This window comes from Pseudomonas arabinosi, from assembly GCF_047758675.1.
GTDB classification, from domain to species: domain Bacteria; phylum Pseudomonadota; class Gammaproteobacteria; order Pseudomonadales; family Pseudomonadaceae; genus Aquipseudomonas; species Aquipseudomonas arabinosi.
On sequence record NZ_CP180480.1, the window covers coordinates 2,302,051 to 2,319,979 of the forward strand.

General features: G+C 61.1%; 17 protein-coding genes. 12 read left to right on the forward strand and 5 right to left on the reverse strand.

Translation table 11 applies throughout. The annotated features are described in order from the left end of the window. Positions 1-8 precede the first annotated feature (8 nt). Positions 9-860 carry an urea carboxylase-associated family protein gene (locus tag ACMXYJ_RS10745; RefSeq protein ID WP_415759779.1) on the forward strand — a complete coding sequence of 284 codons (852 nt, stop codon included), beginning with the start codon at positions 9-11 and terminating at the stop codon, positions 858-860. Between the two features lie 91 nt (positions 861-951). On the opposite strand, the gene ACMXYJ_RS10750 is transcribed toward ACMXYJ_RS10745, so the two are convergent. Then, positions 952-1,119 carry a DUF2897 family protein gene (locus ACMXYJ_RS10750; RefSeq protein ID WP_094468421.1) on the reverse strand — a complete coding sequence of 56 codons (168 nt, stop codon included), beginning with the start codon at positions 1,117-1,119 and terminating at the stop codon, positions 952-954. Positions 1,120-1,243: 124 nt separating this feature from the next. Further along, positions 1,244-2,608, reverse strand: a complete 1,365-nt coding sequence (gene eat / locus ACMXYJ_RS10755; protein WP_130210884.1) for an ethanolamine permease — start codon at positions 2,606-2,608, stop codon at positions 1,244-1,246. A 414-nt stretch (positions 2,609-3,022) separates the two neighbouring features. Here eat and kdpF point away from each other — a divergent pair, with 414 nt between their 5' ends. The 6 genes from kdpF to ACMXYJ_RS10785 all read left to right on the forward strand — a co-directional run bounded on the left by kdpF (position 3,023) and on the right by ACMXYJ_RS10785 (position 11,186). Next, on the forward strand, positions 3,023-3,112 hold the full coding sequence (gene kdpF / locus ACMXYJ_RS10760) for a K(+)-transporting ATPase subunit F (protein ID WP_007899818.1): 90 nt from the start codon (positions 3,023-3,025) through the stop codon (positions 3,110-3,112). 8 nt (positions 3,113-3,120) lie between these two features. After that, on the forward strand, positions 3,121-4,815 hold the full coding sequence (gene kdpA, locus ACMXYJ_RS10765) for a potassium-transporting ATPase subunit KdpA (protein ID WP_415759780.1): 1,695 nt from the start codon (positions 3,121-3,123) through the stop codon (positions 4,813-4,815). 10 nt (positions 4,816-4,825) lie between these two features. Further along, positions 4,826-6,883 (forward strand): potassium-transporting ATPase subunit KdpB, encoded by a 2,058-nt coding sequence (gene kdpB / locus ACMXYJ_RS10770; RefSeq protein ID WP_415759781.1) that lies wholly within the window; start codon positions 4,826-4,828, stop codon positions 6,881-6,883. A 212-nt stretch (positions 6,884-7,095) separates the two neighbouring features. Next, positions 7,096-7,641: a potassium-transporting ATPase subunit KdpC gene (kdpC, locus tag ACMXYJ_RS10775; protein WP_415759782.1), complete on the forward strand. Its 546-nt coding sequence runs from the start codon at positions 7,096-7,098 to the stop codon at positions 7,639-7,641. Between the two features lie 132 nt (positions 7,642-7,773). Next, positions 7,774-10,419, forward strand: coding sequence for an ATP-binding protein (locus ACMXYJ_RS10780; protein ID WP_415759783.1), 2,646 nt, complete (start codon positions 7,774-7,776; stop codon positions 10,417-10,419). Between the two features lie 68 nt (positions 10,420-10,487). After that, complete coding sequence (locus tag ACMXYJ_RS10785) at positions 10,488-11,186, forward strand: response regulator (RefSeq protein ID WP_415759784.1); 699 nt, start codon at positions 10,488-10,490, stop codon at positions 11,184-11,186. A 114-nt stretch (positions 11,187-11,300) separates the two neighbouring features. Here the strand turns inward: ACMXYJ_RS10785 and ACMXYJ_RS10790 are convergent, their stop codons facing one another. After that, a complete protein-coding gene (locus ACMXYJ_RS10790) occupies positions 11,301-12,341 on the reverse strand; it encodes a patatin-like phospholipase family protein (RefSeq protein ID WP_415759785.1) in 1,041 nt (346 codons plus the stop codon). 221 nt (positions 12,342-12,562) lie between these two features. Here ACMXYJ_RS10790 and ACMXYJ_RS10795 point away from each other — a divergent pair, with 221 nt between their 5' ends. The 3 genes from ACMXYJ_RS10795 (at position 12,563) to ACMXYJ_RS10805 (ending at position 14,730) form a co-directional block, all read left to right on the forward strand. Beyond that, positions 12,563-12,841 carry a hypothetical protein gene (locus ACMXYJ_RS10795; protein WP_056744143.1) on the forward strand — a complete coding sequence of 93 codons (279 nt, stop codon included), beginning with the start codon at positions 12,563-12,565 and terminating at the stop codon, positions 12,839-12,841. An 89-nt stretch (positions 12,842-12,930) separates the two neighbouring features. After that, positions 12,931-13,689 carry a CHAD domain-containing protein gene (locus tag ACMXYJ_RS10800; RefSeq protein WP_415759786.1) on the forward strand — a complete coding sequence of 253 codons (759 nt, stop codon included), beginning with the start codon at positions 12,931-12,933 and terminating at the stop codon, positions 13,687-13,689. 243 nt (positions 13,690-13,932) lie between these two features. Continuing rightward, positions 13,933-14,730 (forward strand): acyl-CoA thioesterase, encoded by a 798-nt coding sequence (locus ACMXYJ_RS10805; RefSeq protein WP_046047940.1) that lies wholly within the window; start codon positions 13,933-13,935, stop codon positions 14,728-14,730. On the opposite strand, the gene ACMXYJ_RS10810 is transcribed toward ACMXYJ_RS10805, so the two are convergent. Both ACMXYJ_RS10810 and ACMXYJ_RS10815 read right to left on the reverse strand, forming a co-directional pair. Then, positions 14,731-15,096, reverse strand: a complete 366-nt coding sequence (locus tag ACMXYJ_RS10810; RefSeq protein ID WP_415759787.1) for a terminase — start codon at positions 15,094-15,096, stop codon at positions 14,731-14,733. It abuts the gene before it with no gap. Between the two features lie 200 nt (positions 15,097-15,296). After that, positions 15,297-16,778, reverse strand: coding sequence for a methyl-accepting chemotaxis protein (locus ACMXYJ_RS10815; protein ID WP_415759788.1), 1,482 nt, complete (start codon positions 16,776-16,778; stop codon positions 15,297-15,299). Positions 16,779-16,956: 178 nt separating this feature from the next. On the opposite strand from ACMXYJ_RS10815, the gene ACMXYJ_RS10820 reads away from it, so the two are divergent. Together ACMXYJ_RS10820 and ACMXYJ_RS10825 are read left to right on the forward strand one after the other, a co-directional pair. Then, the gene (locus tag ACMXYJ_RS10820) at positions 16,957-17,487 is read left to right on the forward strand and encodes a hypothetical protein (protein WP_415759789.1); all 531 of its coding nucleotides are present in this window, start codon (positions 16,957-16,959) and stop codon (positions 17,485-17,487) included. A 64-nt stretch (positions 17,488-17,551) separates the two neighbouring features. Continuing rightward, positions 17,552-17,743: a PLDc N-terminal domain-containing protein gene (locus tag ACMXYJ_RS10825; protein WP_008148797.1), complete on the forward strand. Its 192-nt coding sequence runs from the start codon at positions 17,552-17,554 to the stop codon at positions 17,741-17,743. Positions 17,744-17,929: the final 186 nt, after the last annotated feature.

The window sequence follows — 17,929 nt, forward strand, 5'->3', positions numbered from 1 at the left end:
TTCGTGCCATGTACAAAGACTATCCGGCGGCCTATCAAGTCAGCAAAGGCTCAGCCTTGCAGGTGGACAAAGCCTTCTACGAACGGATTCGCGACAAGAAGGACGGGCGCACGCTGATCGAGGCATTCGAGGTGCCGATCCGCACCGGTCGCGCCTGGAAGGTGCCGGCCGGGCATGTGTTTCGCGTGACCACGCCGGTCGGGCCGCAAGTCGGGGATTTCAACTTCTGGAATGCCAACGATCCACGGGAGCGTTTGTGGGCGGCACGCACCCGGCAGTTACAGGGCGCACACGTCAGCACTCATGACCGGCTCTGGTCGAACCTGCCTTTTTTGCGGCCGCTGGTGACTATCACCGATGACAGCCTGGCCGGTTACGGGATCGATGAACATGGCGGTCGTCTGCATGATTTGCTCGGCACCCGCTGCGACCCTTATGTGAACAAAATGCTCACTGGCGAAGACTTCCATCATCACTGCCACTCGAACCTGACCCGTGCGGTGCTGCCTCATGGGCTGACCGAGTTTGATGTGCATGACGTGCTGAACATTTTCCAGTGCACGGGACTGAACCACGACGACATGTACTTCATGAAAGCCTGTCCGGCGCAGAAGGGCGATTACCTGGAGTTTTTTGCCGAAATCGATCTGCTGTGTGCGCTCTCGACCTGCCCGGGCGGTGACCTGTCGCTGGCCATGTGGGGGCCGGATGCGCAGGATCCGCTAAGCGTGTGTCGCCCGCTCGGGGTGGAGATTTATCGGTTGGAGGATTCGTTGCTTGAGGGCTGGAGCCAGCCGGAACGCGCGGCATACAAAGGGCTGCATGGCCTGCACATCGCCAAGGCCGATTGGGAGAAATAAAGCGAAAAGATCGCAGCCTTCGGCAGCTCCTACATTGGTCGTGCTTGGCGCGAAACCCTGTAGGAGCTGCCGAAGGCTGCGATCTTTTGATCTAGCGGTCCTGCGCATCCTTGGCGTCCGCTTCCGCGTTGCGTTCAGCGACGCGTTTGCGTTGCTCCTCGGTCAGATCGACCTTGTTGGCGGTGTCACGCAACATCATCAAACCACCAACGATCGAGCCGATTGCAACGACCAGAATCAACCAGGCATACCAGGGCATAGGGCTCTCCTTGAGGGCAGGCCGATTGGCGGGTTTTGCCAACCGATCGTGCATACCACTTTGAGCGATTAATTTTCGCAGTGGTTCCATTCTATGCCTGTTCTGACAGCCGCACTTCGCCTGTTTAGAGCCCGGTCAGCATCGCGTCCGCCGGCGCATCGGCACGCAGTTGCGCCGTGAGCATGAAATACACGAACCCCACCGCCATGAAGCCCAGGAAAATCACCCCGATCAGCGTGTTGAACCAGGCCATCGCCACCAGGCAGACCACCGCCAGCACCAGCGCAATGAACGGCACCAACGGATAACACGGCGCGCGAAAGGTGCGCTCCAGGTTCGGTTCGGTTTTGCGCAGTTTGAACAGGCTGAGCATGCTCATGATGTACATCACGATCGCCCCGAAGACCGCCATTGTGATCATCGCCGCTGTCAGCGTCATGCCGCCCAGGTTGATCAAACCATCACTGTAGATCGCGGCAATGCCGATCACGCCGCCGGCGATGATTGCACGGTGCGGGGTCTGAAAACGTGACAACTTGGCCAGGGACGCCGGCAGGTAACCGGCCCGGGCGAGGGCGAAGAACTGCCGCGAGTAGCCGAGGATGATCCCGTGGAAACTCGCCACCAGGCCGAACAGGCCGATCCACACCAGCATGTGCAACCAGCCCGAACTTTCACCCACCACGGTTTTCATCGCTTGCGGCAGCGGGTCGTTGATGTTCGACAAAGTGCGCCAGTCACCGACGCCGCCGGCAAAGAACATCACGCCCATCGCCAGTAAAACCAGCGTCAGAATGCCGCTGATATAGGCCTTCGGAATCGTGCGTTTCGGATCCTTGGCTTCTTCGGCGGCCATGGCCGCGCCTTCGATGGCCAGGAAGAACCAGATCGCGAAGGGAATCGCCGCGAACATCCCGGCAATCGCCGGGGCGCCAAATACATCGGAACCGGCCCAGCCGTTCAGCGCGAAGTTACTGAAGCTGAACGCCGGGGCGACCACGCCCATGAACACCAGCAGTTCGGCCACTGCGAGAACGCAGACCACCAGTTCGAAGGTCGCCGCCAGTTTCACCCCGAGAATGTTCAGGCCCATGAACACGATGTAGGCGCCGACCGCTGCGTGCTTCGGATCAAGCGCTGGAAACTGTACGTTCAGATACGCACCGATCGCCAGAGCGATGGCTGGCGGTGCGAAGACAAATTCAATCAGTGTCGCCAGCCCCGCGATTAATCCGCCTTTCTCGCCAAAGGCGCGGCGGCTGTAGGCAAAGGGACCACCAGCGTGAGGAATCGCGGTGGTCAGCTCGGTGAAACTGAAGATGAAGCATGTGTACATCGTGGCGACCATGAAGGAAGTCACCAGAAAACCGAGTGTGCCCGCCACGCCCCAGCCGTAACTCCAGCCGAAGTATTCACCGGAAATCACCAGCCCGACCGCAATGCCCCACAGGTGCAGCGTGCCCAGCGTGGGTTTGAGTTGTGTGTTCATGCGTTGCCCCCTGAACGGTTTGGAAAGCTCGGGAGAGGGCGTTTGCAGTGGGCGTGCCAGTGTTGTGATGGCGGTCGTAAAGTGCAGAAAGGCGTCGTATCGGGGATGTTTGCCCCCGAATGACTGTTTTTTGTGCGCCAGTTGGGAGCAGTGTCGCTTGTTATGCCGCCTTCGCGAGCAGGCTCGCTCCCACATTTGGAATGCAGTTGCCCGGACACCCCGAACCCCTGTGGGAGCGAGCCTGCTCGCGATGAGGCCAATCCAGACGCCACAAAACCAAGCTGTAACGAAGCCATAAACCCACTCTTTACGCTTTCTTTATGCCCCGCCACACCCCTCGATCTCGCTCCTTTACAGCCTCCCTCCCGACAATGACTCCACACGCGGCAATACGCCGTAACACGGAGAACTTCCATGAGCGTTCTGGACGGGGTGTCACTGCTATTGGCAGTGGGGCTGTTCATTTATCTGTTGGTTGCGCTGTTGCGCGCGGACCGGAACTAGGAGCGGCTATGCACAGTTATGACTATTGGCTGATCCTCGCCTTCTTCGCCCTGGTGCTGATTCCGGCACCGTTTCTGGGGCGCTTCTACTACAAGGTGATGGAAGGTCAGCGCACCTGGCTTTCGCCGATCCTTGGGCCGGTGGAACGCGGGTGTTATCGGGTGGCCGGCGTCGATCCGCAGGCCGAACAGAGCTGGCAGAAATACACCCTGGCCTTGCTCGCCTTCAACCTCGCGGGCTTTTTGCTGTTGTTCGCGATCCTGCTGTTTCAGGATCACCTGCCGCTGAACCCGCAAAACCTGCCGGGTCAGGAGTGGACGCAAGCGTTCAATACTGCCGTCAGTTTCATGACCAATACCAACTGGCAGTCCTACAGCGGCGAAGCGACCCTGAGCTACCTGAGTCAGATGGTCGGCCTCACCGTGCAGAACTTCGTCAGCGCCGCCACCGGCCTCGCCGTGTTGGTAGCCCTGTGTCGCGGTATCGGTCGCAAGTCGAGCAAAACCCTCGGCAACTTCTGGGTCGACATGACCCGCGCCACCCTCTACGGCTTGCTGCCGCTGTGCCTGCTGCTGGCGCTGTACCTGGTCTGGCAGGGCGTGCCGCAAACATTCGCGCAGTACATGAATGCCGTGACCATGCAAGGCGTCGATCAGGTGATCCCGCTCGGGCCGGCCGCCAGCCAGATTGCGATCAAGCAACTGGGCACCAACGGCGGTGGCTTCTTCGGCGTCAACTCGGCGCACCCGTTCGAGAACCCGACGGCGTGGAGCAACCTGTTTGAAGTCGGCTCGATCATTCTGATCCCGGTCGCGCTGGTGTTCACCTTCGGCCACTACGTGAAAGACCTGCGTCAGAGCCGCGCGATCATCGCCTGCATGTTGGCGCTGTTCCTGATCGGTGGCGCGACGTCGCTGTGGGCTGAATACCAGCCGAACCCGACCCTGAACAATGTCGCCGTCGAACAGACCGCGCCGCTGGAAGGCAAGGAAGCACGCTTCGGCACGACCGCTACGGTGCTTTGGTCGGTGACCACCACCGCAGCGTCCAACGGTTCGGTCAACGGCATGCACGACAGCCTCAACCCGCTGAGCGGCATGGTCGCACTGGTCAACATGATGGTCGGCGAAGTGATCTTCGGCGGCGTCGGTGCCGGGCTCTACGGCATGTTGCTGAACGTGTTGATCGCGGTGTTCCTCGCCGGCCTGATGATCGGCCGCACCCCGGAATACCTCGGCAAGAAACTCCAGGCGAAGGAGGTTCAGTTGTTGGTCGTGACCTTGCTGGTGATGCCGGTCGGCGTGCTGGTACTCGGCGCGATTGCCGCGAGTCTGCCCGGCCCGGTCGCGGCGGTGAGCAACCCCGGTGCCCACGGTTTCAGCCAGTTGCTGTACGCCTACACCTCGGCCAGTGCCAACAACGGTTCGGCGTTCGGCGGCTTCGGTGCCAACACCGCGTTCCATAACCTGATGCTGGGCCTTGGCATGTTGATCGGTCGCTTCGGTTACATCCTCCCGGTACTGGCCCTGGCCGGCAGCCTGGCGATGAAGAAAACCGCACCGATCGGCCAGAACAGCTTCCCGACCCATGGCCCGCTGTTCGTGACCTTGCTGACCGTGACCATTTTGCTGGTGGGTGGTTTGACCTTCCTGCCGACATTGGCGCTGGGTCCTATTGCTGAACATCTGAGCTTGGGCTTCTAAGGAGTCAATGATGAATATGCCCGCAACTAAAGCCGCTGCCGTCAAGGCGCCGGAACAACCGAAAACCGCGATCTCGGCCCTCTGGCGTCCGGCGCTGGTGCAAGCCTTCGTCAAGCTCGACCCTCGGCAATTGCAGCGTGCGCCGGTGATGTTGGTGGTCGAACTGACCGCGATCCTGACCACCGTGCTGTGCTTCATTCCCGACAGCAGCGTGCCGACCTTTGTCGCCGCGCAAATCGCCTTGTGGTTGTGGTTCACCGTGCTGTTTGCCAACTTCGCCGAAGCATTGGCCGAAGGTCGCGGCAAGGCCCGCGCCGACAGCCTCAAGGCGGGTAGCGAAGGCCTGAGTGCCCGGCGCAAAACCGGCAACGGCGCCTTTCAAGTGGTGCCTGCCACCAGCCTGCGCAAGGGCGATGTGGTTCGCGTTGAAGCAGGGGAAATGATCCCCGGTGACGGCGAGGTGATTGAAGGTATCGCCGCGGTCAACGAAGCGGCGATTACCGGTGAATCCGCGCCGGTGATTCGCGAGTCCGGCGGCGACCGTTCGGCCGTCACCGGCAACACCCGACTGGTGTCCGACTGGCTGTTGGTGCGCATCACCGCCAACCCGGGCGAGTCGACACTGGACCGCATGATCGCCCTGGTCGAAGGTGCCAAACGCCAGAAAACCCCGAACGAAGTGGCGCTCGACATCCTGCTGATCGGCCTGACCCTGATCTTCCTGCTGGTGGTCGTCACCCTGCAACCGTTCGCCCACTTCGCCAATGGCAGCCTGCCGCTGGTGTTCCTGGTGGCGTTGTTGGTCACGCTGATTCCGACCACCATTGGCGGTCTGTTGTCGGCCATCGGTATCGCCGGGATGGACCGTCTGGTGCGCCTGAATGTGATCGCCAAATCCGGTCGTGCGGTGGAAGCGGCGGGGGACGTACACGTCCTGCTGCTGGACAAGACCGGCACCATCACTTTCGGCAACCGTCGTTGCACTGCGGTTTATGCCGCGCCGGGTGTGAGCAGCAAAGAGCTGGCCGAAGGTGCATTGTTCGCCTCGCTGGCCGATGACACGGCTGAAGGTAAATCCATTGTCGAGTACCTGCGCGGCACTCAGCCACAACCAGAGCCGGCCACCGAGTTGCTGACCGCCGTACCCTTCAGCGCCGAGACGCGTCTGTCCGGTGTCGATTATCAAGGCCGCGTGTATCGCAAAGGCGCGGTGGATTCGTTGCTGGCCTTCGTCGGCCTGAAACGTGGCGATCTGGCCGCGCCGCTGTCCCGGGAAATCGACAAGATCGCCCAGAGCGGCGGCACCCCGTTGCTGGTCTGCGCTGATGGGAAATTGCTCGGCGCGATTCACCTCAAGGACGTGGTCAAACCCGGCATCCGTGAGCGATTTGCCGAGCTGCGCAAACTGGGCATCCGCACCGTCATGGTGACCGGCGACAACCCTCTGACCGCTGCGGCGATTGCGGCCGAGGCGGGCGTCGATGACGTGCTGGCCGAAGCGACACCGGAGAAAAAACTGGCGCGCATTCGCCACGAACAGAACGACGGTCGCCTGGTCGCCATGTGCGGTGACGGCGCCAACGACGCCCCGGCCCTGGCCCAGGCGGACGTGGGCATGGCGATGAACGACGGGACGCAAGCAGCGCGCGAGGCGGCGAACATGGTCGACCTCGATAGCGATCCGACCAAGCTGCTGGACGTGGTGCAGATCGGTAAGGAATTGCTGGTGACCCGCGGTGCGTTGACGACGTTTTCCATCGCCAACGACGTGGCCAAATACTTCGCGATTTTGCCGGCGCTATTCGCCTCGATCTACCCGCAACTGGGCGTGCTGAACATCATGCACCTGAGCAGTCCGCAGAGCGCGATTCTCTCGGCAATCGTGTTCAACGCCTTGATCATCGTGGTGCTGATTCCATTGGCATTGCGCGGCGTGCGTGTGCAGGCGGCGAGTGCGTCGGCGTTGTTGCGACGCAATCTGCTGATCTATGGATTGGGCGGGCTTGTGGTGCCGTTTGTGGGGATCAAGGCAATCGACATGCTGTTGACGGCGTTGCATTTGGTTTGACCCTCTATCGGGTGGCGCGGGCTCTGTGGCGAGGGGATTTATCCCCGTTCGAGTGCGAAGCAGTCGCCAACCCGATACATGCGGTACGCCAGAAGAAATGAAGTTGCAGGTTTTGGGGCTGCTGCGCAGCCCAACGGGGATAAATCCCCTCGCCACAGAGGTTGGTGGCGATTTCCAGACCTGAGTTATTTACTGAAGTCGAGGATTCTGAAATGTCCACAATGATACGCCCGGCTCTGAGCCTGCTCGTCCTGATGACCCTGATCACCGGCGTCGCCTATCCACTGGTGGTCACCGGTGTCGCCCAGGTCGCGTTCCCCGATCAAGCCAATGGCAGTCTGGTCCACGACGCCGACGGCAAGGTCCGTGGCTCGTCGCTGATTGCGCAAGATTTTGTCGGCGACGCCTGGTTCCATCCACGGCCATCGGCCGGTGCCTTTGCCACCGTGTCGAGCAGTGCCAGCAACCTTTCGCCGAGCAACCCGGCCCTGGCCACTCGGGTGATCGACGATGCCAACAAGCAGCAGGTGCCGGGACAGGGGCCAGTGCCATTGGCAATGTTGACCACTTCCGGCAGCGGCCTCGATCCACACTTGCCACCGGCCGCGATTGCCTATCAACTGGCGCGTGTTGCGGCGGCGCGCAATTTGCCGGTGGCGACCCTTCAACAATTGATGGATGCGCATATCGAGCAGCCACTCGTTGGCCCGCCGGTGGTAAATGTATTGGCGCTGAACATCGCGCTGGAAAACCTGTAGATCGGTGGTGCTGCCATCGCGAGCAGGCTCACTCCCACAGGGGAATGCATTCCAAAATGTGGGAGCGAGCCTGCTCGCGATTGCGGCAGAACAGTCACCCTATCAACATCTGAATGAAAGAGATCCCCGAACATGAGTGACTCCGGCCGCGCCGACGCGCTGTTAGCAGACCTGCCTCGCGACGGCCGTGGCCGGCTCAAGGTTTTTCTCGGCGCCGCACCCGGTGTCGGCAAGACCTACGCCATGCTGCAAGCGGCCCACACCCAATTGCGCCAGGGCGTGAAAGTCATTGCCGGCGTGGTCGAAACCCACGGTCGCGCCGAAACCGAAGCGTTGCTCGGCGGCTTGCCGCAGCAGCCGTTGGTGCGCTCGGAATACCGTGGCGTGATGCTCGAAGAAATGGACCTCGACGGCCTGCTCGCCGCCAAACCGAAACTGGTGCTGGTGGACGAACTGGCCCACAGCAACGCGCCCGGCAGTCGCCACACCAAACGTTGGCAAGACATTCAGGAACTGCTCGCGGCAGGCATCGACGTGTTCACCACGGTCAACGTCCAGCACCTGGAAAGTCTTAACGATAAAGTGCGTGGCATCACGGGTGTGCAGGTCCGCGAAACCCTGCCGGACTGGGTGCTGCAAGAAGCCTACGAACTGCTGCTGATCGACCTGCCGCCGCGCGAACTGCTCGAGCGTCTGCGCGATGGCAAGGTCTACGTACCGGAGCAGGCGAGGGCAGCCATCGACGCTTTCTTCACCCAGACCAACCTCACGGCCCTGCGGGAACTGGCGATGCAAACCGCCGCCGCTCAAGTCGATGATGATTTAGCCCAGGGCTATCGCCAACTCGGTCAAGCAGCGCCAGCGGTACGCGGTCGTCTGTTGGTCGGTGTCGATGGCGATGCACAGGCCGAGCGTCTGGTGCGTCACGCCAGTCGCGTCGCTCAGCGTCGGCATTTGCCGTGGAGCCTGGTGCATGTAGACAACGGCAGCGTGCGCGACGAGCAGTCACGGCTGCGTCTGCAAAGTGCCCAGCAATTGGCCGAACGCCTCGGCGGCGAAGTGGTGTTGTTGCGCGCCGGTGAGGTGGCAAAAACCCTGATCCAGCACGCCGCCGAACGCCGTGCGAGTCTGGTGTTGGTCGGTCAGTCCCGGCAGCGTTTGCGTCGACGGTTGTTCGGCGGCGGTCTGGCGTCGCGTTTGCTGCGCGATGCGCGCGGGCTGGAAATCAACGTCCTCGACAGCGATCAGGAACAGGATCAGCCGCGTCAACGTTCGGCGCAGGCACTGGTGTGGTTCGACTACGCGCTGGCGCTGGTGGCGACGGTGCTCGCCAGTGCCTTGGCCTGGGCGGTGGCGAGTGTTTTGCCGCTGCCCAATATCTCGCTGGTGTTCCTCGCCGCGGTGTTGCTGGTGGCGGTGCGCAGCAGCCTCGGCCCGGCGTTGGCCTGTGCGGCGTTGTCGTTTCTGACCTATGACTTTTTGTTCATTCCGCCGAATTTTTCCTTCAGCATCCAGCGCGAAGAAGACGTGCTGACCTTGCTGTTCTTCCTGCTGATGGCAGCGCTGACCGGTAACCTCGCGGCCCGGCAACGGCGGCAATTGCAGGCGCTGCGCGACACCCAGGAAGAGACCACCGAACTGCTCGACCTGTCGCGCAAACTCACCGCCGCCACCGACCGCCAGGCGGTGGTCAGCGCCGCGGCCCAGCACCTCAATGGCTGGAGTGATCTGCAACTCTGCCTGCTCAATCAAGACGGGCAGGGCGGCTGGAAAGTCGAAACCGGTGGCCCGCTGGAATTTTCCGAATCCGAGCGCGCTGCCGCCGATTGGGCTTGGCAACACGATCAACCGGCCGGCGCGGGCACCGGCACGCTGCCGTTCGGGCGTTGGTGGTGGTGGCCGTTGTCGGTGGAAGACGGGCCGCTGGCATTGCTCGGTGTGTGTGCCAAAGAGGGCCAGACCTTGAGTGGTCAGCGTCGGCGTTTGTTGACCGCGCTGAGCCAACCGCTGGCTCAGGCGCTGGCCCGTGCGCAATTGGCCGAAGACCTGGAAGCCGCCCGGCTGCACGGCGAAACCGAGCAGCTGCGCAGTGCCTTGCTGGCCTCGGTGTCCCATGATTTGCGCACACCGCTGACCTCCATGCGCGGCAGTATCGACAGCCTGCTGGCCCTCGGCGAAGCCATCCCGCTGGAGGATCGCCGCGAACTGCTTGAAGGCACTCGCGATGAAGCCGAGCGCCTTGATCGCTACATCCAGAACCTACTGGACATGACGCGTCTCGGGCACGGCGCCCTGAAGCTGGCGCGGGACTGGGTATCGCCGGCCGACATCGTCGGCAGTTCGCTCAATCGTCTGCGCGCCGTGCTGGCGCCGTTGCAAGTGAGCACCGAAGTGCCGCCACAGTTGCCGCTGCTTTACGTCCACGCCGCGCTGATCGAACAGGCGCTGGTCAACGTGCTGGAAAACGCCGCACGGTTTTCACCGTCTCACGGTCGCCTGCAACTGCGCGCCGGGGCGGATGACAGCGAGCTGTTTTTTTCGGTGAGCGATGAAGGGCCGGGGATTCCTCCGGAGGAGCGGGAGAAGATTTTCGACATGTTCTACACCGCCGCGCGCGGTGATCGTGGCGGGCAAGGCACCGGGCTGGGGCTGGCGATCTGTCAGGGCATGGTCGGTGCCCATGGCGGGCGGATCAGCGTTGCCGATGGCATCGAGGGGCGCGGCACCTGCATCACCTTGCACCTGCCGTTGCAGGCTCAGCCGGCCTTTGAAAATTAAGAGCCGAAAGTGAAGCCTGATCGTGCTTGCGTTACTCTCTTGCCACTTCTTTGTGTTGATGTGAATTCATGAGCCAGACCGCGACCATCTTGGTCATTGACGACGAACCGCAGATCCGTAAATTTCTGCGCATCAGCCTTGTTTCCCAGGGCTACAAAGTGCTGGAGGCCGGCACCGGCAACCAAGGCCTGGCCCAGGCGGCACTGAATAAACCGGACCTGCTGGTACTCGACCTCGGCCTGCCAGACATGGACGGCCAGCAAGTGCTGCGCGAGTTTCGCGAGTGGTCGACGGTGCCGGTGCTGGTGCTCTCGGTGCGCGCCAGTGAAGGACAGAAAGTCGAAGCGCTCGACAATGGCGCCAACGACTACGTGACCAAGCCGTTTGGTATTCAGGAGTTTCTTGCGCGGGTACGTGCCTTGTTGCGTCAGGCTCCGGCGGGAGAAGCTCAACAAGCGGCGCTGACGTTCGGCCCGTTGACCGTCGATCTGGCGTATCGCCGGGTGTTGCTCGACGGCACGGAAGTCGCGCTGACCCGCAAGGAATACGCGGTACTGGCGCAACTGGCGCGGCATCCGGGACGGGTCATCACCCAGCAGCAATTGCTCAAGGATATTTGGGGGCCGACCCATACCGAGGACAGTCACTACCTGCGGATTGTGGTCGGGCACCTGCGGCAGAAACTGGCGGATGATCCGACTCAGCCCCGGTTTATCGTCACCGAGGCGGGGGTCGGGTATCGGTTGTTGAGTGAGGACAGTCTTTAGTTTTGTATTGAATTTTCCGGCCCCATCGCGAGCAGGCTCACTCCCACATTTGATCGCATTTCAATGTGGGAGCGAGCCTGCTCGCGATGGGGCCAGTTGCTTCACTCGAGAACCTCAGGCATCCCGCTCATTCTCATACCGGTCCAGCGTATCCCGCGCAATTTCCCGCCCTAGCGCGATCAGTTCCGGTGCCTTGTAGAACTCGAAAAACCGGCACACCCGTTTCGGCACGTTGATCAAAATATCCGGCGGATAACCGGCGATCTTGTACTGCGCCAATGACGTCTGCATCACCTCGAAACTCTGGTTAATCAGGTCCAGCAAAGACGCCGGGCCGACGTTGTCGATGATGAATGAACCAGTGGCGGACTTCGGCGCGCCCTCGCGTTCAGGGGCGGCGGCCGGTTGCTGGGCTTCGGGTTCGGCGGATTCGATCCACGGGTTGATCTCGGCCGCTTCGGCCATCAACGCTTCCTTTTCCAGCAGCAGCAATTGTTCCGCCTGTTTGCGGCGGAAGGGCAATTTTGAACCGAGCGAGTTGATCAGGCTGTCGAAACGGGTCTTGAACGCCGCCGGGCGCTGGATCACCGGCAATTGATAGTGGCGCTGGTTGGTGGAGTTGAGATTGACCGCGATGATCAGGTCGCAATGACTCGACACCACCGGCACGATCGGTAAAGGGTTGAGGATGCCGCCGTCCACCAGCATGCGGTTGCCCTGCATCACCGGGGTGAACAGGCTGGGAATCGCCGCCGAGGCGCGCATGGCCTGGTGCAGGCAACCTTCCTGAAACCAGATTTCCTGCTGGTTGGTCAGGTCGGTGGCCACCGCCGTGTAGGGGATGCGCAAGTCTTCGATATTGATCTCGCCGACGATTTTGCGGATCTGCCCGAAAACCTTCTCCCCGCGAATCGCACCCAGGCGAAAACTGACGTCCACCAGGCGCAAGACGTCGAGGTAATCCAGGCTTTCAATCCAGTTGCGATAATCGTCAAGTTTGCCGGCGGCATAGATCCCGCCGACCACCGCCCCCATGGAACATCCGGCGATACAGGCGATGTCGTAGCCACGCCGTTCGATTTCTTCAATGACCCCGATATGGGCGTAGCCCCGGGCCCCACCTGAGCCCAGCACTAGCGCGACACGCTTTTTCATGAATCGCCCTCGTCTGACAAGGTTCAACAATGCACCCATCGAGGGGCGCGCTTCAATCGCTAAGGTCGTTGCGCGAGGCGAGGGCGTCGTTTTTTCGACACTCTTTGGCGGCAGATGGGTATTCTCGCGAGCACTAGAGTTTCCGCGACGGGCCAAGGCACTTTTCACGCGCCAGACCGTCTTAACTGCACGACTGTTGACCTATCTTTGAGGTGTGAATAATGAAAGCCTGGATCTGTGTGCCTTTGATTGCCCTGGCACTTGCCGGTTGTGCCGGCAAAACCGCTTACCGTGATAGCTGCGGTAGCGGGATCGATGCGGCGTGGCATGAACTGGATCTGGCCAAGGCTGAAGGTTTTGCCGGAACTGTCAGCTATTCCAAGGCCCTGTCATTGCTGACCGGCGCCAAGACCCAGCAGCAATTCGAAGCGTTCGAAGGTTGCGCCAAGAAAGCCGAGAAGGCGCGTTTTTATATTCGTGAGTCGCGCGCGGGGCGCTGAAAGCCGCTCTAAGCTCTAAGCTGCAAGCGATAAGTCGGTCGCCCCGGATTTCGGCTGGCGGCTTGCAGCTGATTACGGAGTAACCCCCCATGATTAACCGGTTGGTGGCCCATGTACTGGGCCTGGAAGTCCGTTTGCTGGCCTGTCAGGCACGCTTGAGTGCCCGCACCGACCCTGAAGCGCTGCACGATCTGCGCACCACGGTTCGCCGTTTGCGCAGTCTGCTGCGGCCATTACGCGGCTTGCCCGGGGTGGAACAGCTGGAAGCGGCGGCGTCCCGGGTCGGCGACCTGACCACGCCGTTGCGCGATCGCGAAGTGCTGGCGGCGTACCTGCTCGAGCATGATCAATCCGAGGCGGCCCATCGGCGCATGGCGCAGATGGCCGAGGCTTACCCGGCGGTGGCGACGAGTCCTGAAGTGGCGCAATTGCTGATGATCCTCGATGCCTTTCCGCGTTTTCTGCGGGCCTCCCAGCGTCAGGGCTTGCTCAAGGGCTTGCGTCAACGCATCGAAAAACGTTTGGCCAAACAGTGGAAAAAACTCGATCAGGCTCTGCACGATCCGGCGCATGATCGCCACCGTTTGCGCCTGCTGATCAAGCGCGTGCGTTACGGCATCGAAGCCTATCCCGAACTGGATCGACTGCCGAAAGCGGCGATGCCGCGCTTGAAGTCCGCGCAAGTTGCCTTGGGCGATTGGCACGATTGCTGGCAATGGCTGGCCATAGCTGAGCAAGAAACCGATTTGCAGCCCTGCGTCGCAGCCTGGAAAACTGCCATGGCCAAGGCCGAAGGCCGCGCCGACCGCGTCCTCGACAAACTCAGCGCCGATTGCTTCAAATCCTGAAACCACCACATATCCCTGTGGGAGCGAGCTTGCTCGCGATAGCGGTATGACAGCCAATATCAATGTTGAATGTCACAACCCCATCGCGAGCAAGCTCGCTCCCACAATTGTTTGTGTTGATCTTGGTATGAGTGTTCGTATCGAGTGCGGCTCATCTGTCAGTGCTTTTGGCCGGAATAAGCGCTGTGCCATCCCCGCAGGCTGGTTAAGATTCCTTCATCCTTTTCCCGCTCTGAGGTTTCCATGCGCTTTTCCGATCTGCTCGACGCTGTCCGTAGCCAGCCGCTGGAGCTGTCTATCCCGGCCGAATGGGCTCAGGGGCGTGCCAGTTTCGGTGGCCTGGTGGCCGCCTTGCAGTACGAAGCCATGCGCGCGAAAGTCCCGGCGGATCGTCCGGTGCGCTCGCTGGCGATCACCTTTGTCGGTCCGGTCGAGCCTGAAGTACCGGTCAGTTTTGAAGTCGATGTGTTGCGCGAAGGCAAAGCGGTCAGCCAGGTGTTGGGCCGGGCGATGCAGAAGGGCCAGGTGGTGACATTGGTCCAGGGCAGCTTCGGCGCCTCGCGGCCGTCGGAAGTGGCGGTGATCGCCGAACCGGCGCCCGAGATGAAGCACTGGGACGACTGCCAGGAACTGCCTTACATCAAAGGTGTGACTCCGGAGTTCATGCGCCATCTGGCGATGCGCTGGAGCGTCGGCGGGCTGCCGTTCACCGGCAACAAATCCCGCGAGATGGGCGGCTGGGTGCGCTTGCGTGGGGACGTGAAGGAAGAGGCCGTCAGCGAGTCGCATATCCTGGCGCTGGTCGACGCCTGGCCACCGGCGCTGTTGCCTCACCTGAAAAAACCGGCGATGGGCAGCACGCTGACCTGGACCATCGAATTCGTTCAGCCGTTGCTTGAACTGAGCACGCTGGACTGGTGCAAATACCTCGTCGAAATCGAGCATGCCGCTGACGGCTACGGGCATGCCGCCGCGAAATTGTGGAACGCGGACGGTCAGTTGATCGCCATGAGCCGGCAAACGGTGACGATTTTCGCTTGATCAGTGACGGCGGTGGCGCTCACGCCAGGCGCGCCACCAGCCGCCGCTCAGGAAAAACCGTGGGAAAGTCAGAAACTGCTCGACCAGCAAGCGCGACACGGCATCTTTGCGATCACTGAACGGCTCGGAGGCTTGCGCCTCCAGGCTGTGACCGTGGCGTTGCAGGCCGAGGGCGGCGAGCAGGCCGATGACGCCAATCGCGACATTCGCGAAACTCAGACTGAACACTCCCGAGGCAATCAACAGAAACGCCACGATGAACAGCGGCACGGCAATCAGGTGCAGCACCAGATTGGTCGGGTGCTGGTGATTGTTCGGGTACGCTCGCCATTGCCAGGCGGGGAGGTTGGGATGACGTTTGCCCATGATGGTAATCCTTGGTTCGTTGAGGCTCTTGAACAAAGAATAGGCCGGGGCAAACCAGTCGGCGAATCAAGGCTGGCTATCGGAGTGATAGGTGTCATGTTCAATATTGATGTTGGCCGGGTTGACGCCTTCGCGAGCAAGCCCGCTCCCACATTGAAATGCGATCAAATGTGGGCGCGGGCTTGCTCGCGAAGGGGGCCTTACAGTTTGAGCTGACCGATCGCCTTGCTCAATTCCCCGGCCAACGCTGCCAGTTCATGGCTGGTGGTCGCCGAGTCCACCGTCTGCTGCACCGTGGTCTCGGTGACGTCGCGAATGCTCACCACCGACCGATTCATCTCCTCCGCCACGTGGCTCTGTTGCTCGGCCGCCACGGCGATCTGCGTATTGCTTTCACGCATCTGTGCCACGGCGCTGGTGATTTCCGCCAAGGCTGCGCCGGCCTCCTGAGCCTGCTGCACGCAATCGTCGGCCTTGAACGAGCTTTCCTGCATGAAGTCCACCGCATCCCGGGTCCCGGCCTGCAACGCCGAAACCATGATCGTGATTTCGTCAGTGGAGGTCTGGACACGCTTGGCCAGGTTGCGCACTTCATCGGCGACTACCGCAAAACCGCGACCCATTTCACCGGCACGGGCCGCTTCAATCGCTGCGTTTAGCGCCAGCAGATTGGTCTGCTCGGCGATGCTGTGAATCACACCGACCACGCCGTTGATCTTCTGACTGTCCTCGGCCAGACGCTGAATCATCTCGGCAGTCTGCTGCACCCCGTTGGACAGGCCGGCAATCGACTTCTGCACCCGGCTGACCACTTCCTGCCCGCTGCCGGCCAGGGTGTCGGCGGTTTGCGAGAGGTCGCGGGTGGCGCCGGCGTGCTGGGCAATGTGATAGACCGTGGCGGTCATTTCGTTGATCGCCGTGGCGGCCTGATCGGTTTCGCTTTGCTGGCCTAGCATGCCGTGACGCACCTCGTTCATGCTCGACGCCAGACGTGCCGCGCCGATATCCAGTTGCCGGGCGGTGCTGGCGACGGTGTTGACCACCCGCTGGTAACCGGCTTGCATGGCATTGAAGGCATTGGCCATCTGCCCGACTTCGTCAGAGCAGGCCAGCGGTACACGGGCCGACAGGTCACCGGTTTTCTCGACGTGAAGCATCACATCCTTCAGCGTGTTGAGTTGGCTGAGCAGGAAGCGGATCAACAACTGCGAAGCGCCGAGCATCGCCAGCATCAGAATCGCCACCGCCACGGCATAGTTGGGAAAGCGCTCGCCAAATACCTGGGTCAGGCTCGGGCCATGGGCAATCACCGCGACCTGGTTGCCATCCGTGCGCGTAAACACTTCGGCACCCATCAACGGGTTGTCGCCGAACAGTGGCATGGCATTGATTGCGACCCAGCCGTTGGTATCGGCCAGTTCCAGTACCGGCTGCCCGTTCAGCAACGGTGCCTGACCGCGACTGAACGTCAGCACGTTATCGGCTTTGGGGAGCGGTTGCCCGGCGGGCCAGGCGTTCAGCAGTCGCGCCTGGGCTTGTGCCGATGCCTGATAAGCATGGCTGCGGGCCTGTTGTTCGAGCTGTACGGCGTACAACACCAGCAGCAAGGTCGTGACGAAGGCGACGGCGTTGACCGCCCAGAATTTGTATTTCAGCGAGATATTGCTAAGCCAGGCACCCATGGAGGTCTTCTCTGATAGCGGAAACAGTTTCGGCAAGGTGCCAGTATTGTGCCGCTACTCAGGGAGCTGGATCTTGATGTGGGTCAACAATCCCGGCCATGCTCGCGCACAGGAATTGCGGGGCGTAATGCGCTATCCTTCGCGCCTTCAAAATTCCCTCGCTACAGGATTCCGCCCCATGAAAGCCGCACTCGTCGAACTCATCAGCAAAATCAGCTCCGGGTGCATGAGCGATGACGAAATCCTGAAAGTTGCTGACGAAGCGGCCCAGGCCTACGCCGATCCCGAGGCTTTTCTGACGGCGAATCCGGATATCAACTACGACGAAACGTTCCCGATTCCGCTTGGCGAGTGGGTCGTCGTTGGCAGTTTGCCGGAGACCGTACTGTTCCAGGCCGACACCTATGTGGACCTGTTCGCCCAGATCGTTTCCTCGTTCGGGCCTGGCGTTGATTTCAATATCAAACCCAAGCAACTGGCCAAGACTGAAGCCCTGACCGCGCTCAATCGCATTCAGGTGCAGATGGGCAGCATGAACAAGGAAAACGGCGGTTACACGCTGATGAACTTCAGTCAGTTGCTCGACGACGAACTGCAAGTGGTGCTGGTTTTCGGCAACGACGTGCCGCGCGTACTCGAGTTGTGTGCCAAAGTCGGCATCGCTGCCGCACCCTCGCTGGAAGCCCTCAAAATCGCCGTCCACGTTTAAAAAGCGGAACCCTCGCAAGGCCCGGCTATCCTAAGAGTGCAAACCACTCTTAGGGAGCAACACCATGGGTTCCACGTTCAACGGTCTGATTGGCCTGATTATTCTTGCCCTGGATATCTGGGCAATCATCAACGTGCTCAAAAGTGGTGCCGACACAGGGATGAAAATCATCTGGGTGCTGCTTATCCTGCTGCTGCCGGTGCTGGGCCTGATCATCTGGGCCATCGCCGGACCACGAGGCAACGTCCGGATCTGATACGCACTCAAGACCGACACATTTCCCCTTGTGGGAGCGACGGTGCGGCGATCCGACTTGCTCGCTCCCACAAGGGGATTGGGGCGAGTCATCAAGTGACGTTCGATCTGTCATGTTCCGCAACGTAGAATTCTCGCCTTTCCCGGGGCAATCGAGCTGATCGATTGGCCATCATGGGCGGGTAAC

What these genes read in the sequence shown, in the direction of transcription:
- ACMXYJ_RS10745 (WP_415759779.1), top strand. Translation starts at nt 9, where the DNA reads ATGTACAAAGACTATCCGGCGGCCTATCAAGTCAGCAAAGGCTCAGCC.
- ACMXYJ_RS10750 (WP_094468421.1), bottom strand. Translation starts at nt 1,119, where the DNA reads ATGCCCTGGTATGCCTGGTTGATTCTGGTCGTTGCAATCGGCTCGATC.
- eat (WP_130210884.1), bottom strand. Translation starts at nt 2,608, where the DNA reads ATGAACACACAACTCAAACCCACGCTGGGCACGCTGCACCTGTGGGGC.
- kdpF (WP_007899818.1), top strand. Translation starts at nt 3,023, where the DNA reads ATGAGCGTTCTGGACGGGGTGTCACTGCTATTGGCAGTGGGGCTGTTC.
- kdpA (WP_415759780.1), top strand. Translation starts at nt 3,121, where the DNA reads ATGCACAGTTATGACTATTGGCTGATCCTCGCCTTCTTCGCCCTGGTG.
- kdpB (WP_415759781.1), top strand. Translation starts at nt 4,826, where the DNA reads ATGAATATGCCCGCAACTAAAGCCGCTGCCGTCAAGGCGCCGGAACAA.
- kdpC (WP_415759782.1), top strand. Translation starts at nt 7,096, where the DNA reads ATGTCCACAATGATACGCCCGGCTCTGAGCCTGCTCGTCCTGATGACC.
- ACMXYJ_RS10780 (WP_415759783.1), top strand. Translation starts at nt 7,774, where the DNA reads ATGAGTGACTCCGGCCGCGCCGACGCGCTGTTAGCAGACCTGCCTCGC.
- ACMXYJ_RS10785 (WP_415759784.1), top strand. Translation starts at nt 10,488, where the DNA reads ATGAGCCAGACCGCGACCATCTTGGTCATTGACGACGAACCGCAGATC.
- ACMXYJ_RS10790 (WP_415759785.1), bottom strand. Translation starts at nt 12,341, where the DNA reads ATGAAAAAGCGTGTCGCGCTAGTGCTGGGCTCAGGTGGGGCCCGGGGC.
- ACMXYJ_RS10795 (WP_056744143.1), top strand. Translation starts at nt 12,563, where the DNA reads ATGAAAGCCTGGATCTGTGTGCCTTTGATTGCCCTGGCACTTGCCGGT.
- ACMXYJ_RS10800 (WP_415759786.1), top strand. Translation starts at nt 12,931, where the DNA reads ATGATTAACCGGTTGGTGGCCCATGTACTGGGCCTGGAAGTCCGTTTG.
- ACMXYJ_RS10805 (WP_046047940.1), top strand. Translation starts at nt 13,933, where the DNA reads ATGCGCTTTTCCGATCTGCTCGACGCTGTCCGTAGCCAGCCGCTGGAG.
- ACMXYJ_RS10810 (WP_415759787.1), bottom strand. Translation starts at nt 15,096, where the DNA reads ATGGGCAAACGTCATCCCAACCTCCCCGCCTGGCAATGGCGAGCGTAC.
- ACMXYJ_RS10815 (WP_415759788.1), bottom strand. Translation starts at nt 16,778, where the DNA reads ATGGGTGCCTGGCTTAGCAATATCTCGCTGAAATACAAATTCTGGGCG.
- ACMXYJ_RS10820 (WP_415759789.1), top strand. Translation starts at nt 16,957, where the DNA reads ATGAAAGCCGCACTCGTCGAACTCATCAGCAAAATCAGCTCCGGGTGC.
- ACMXYJ_RS10825 (WP_008148797.1), top strand. Translation starts at nt 17,552, where the DNA reads ATGGGTTCCACGTTCAACGGTCTGATTGGCCTGATTATTCTTGCCCTG.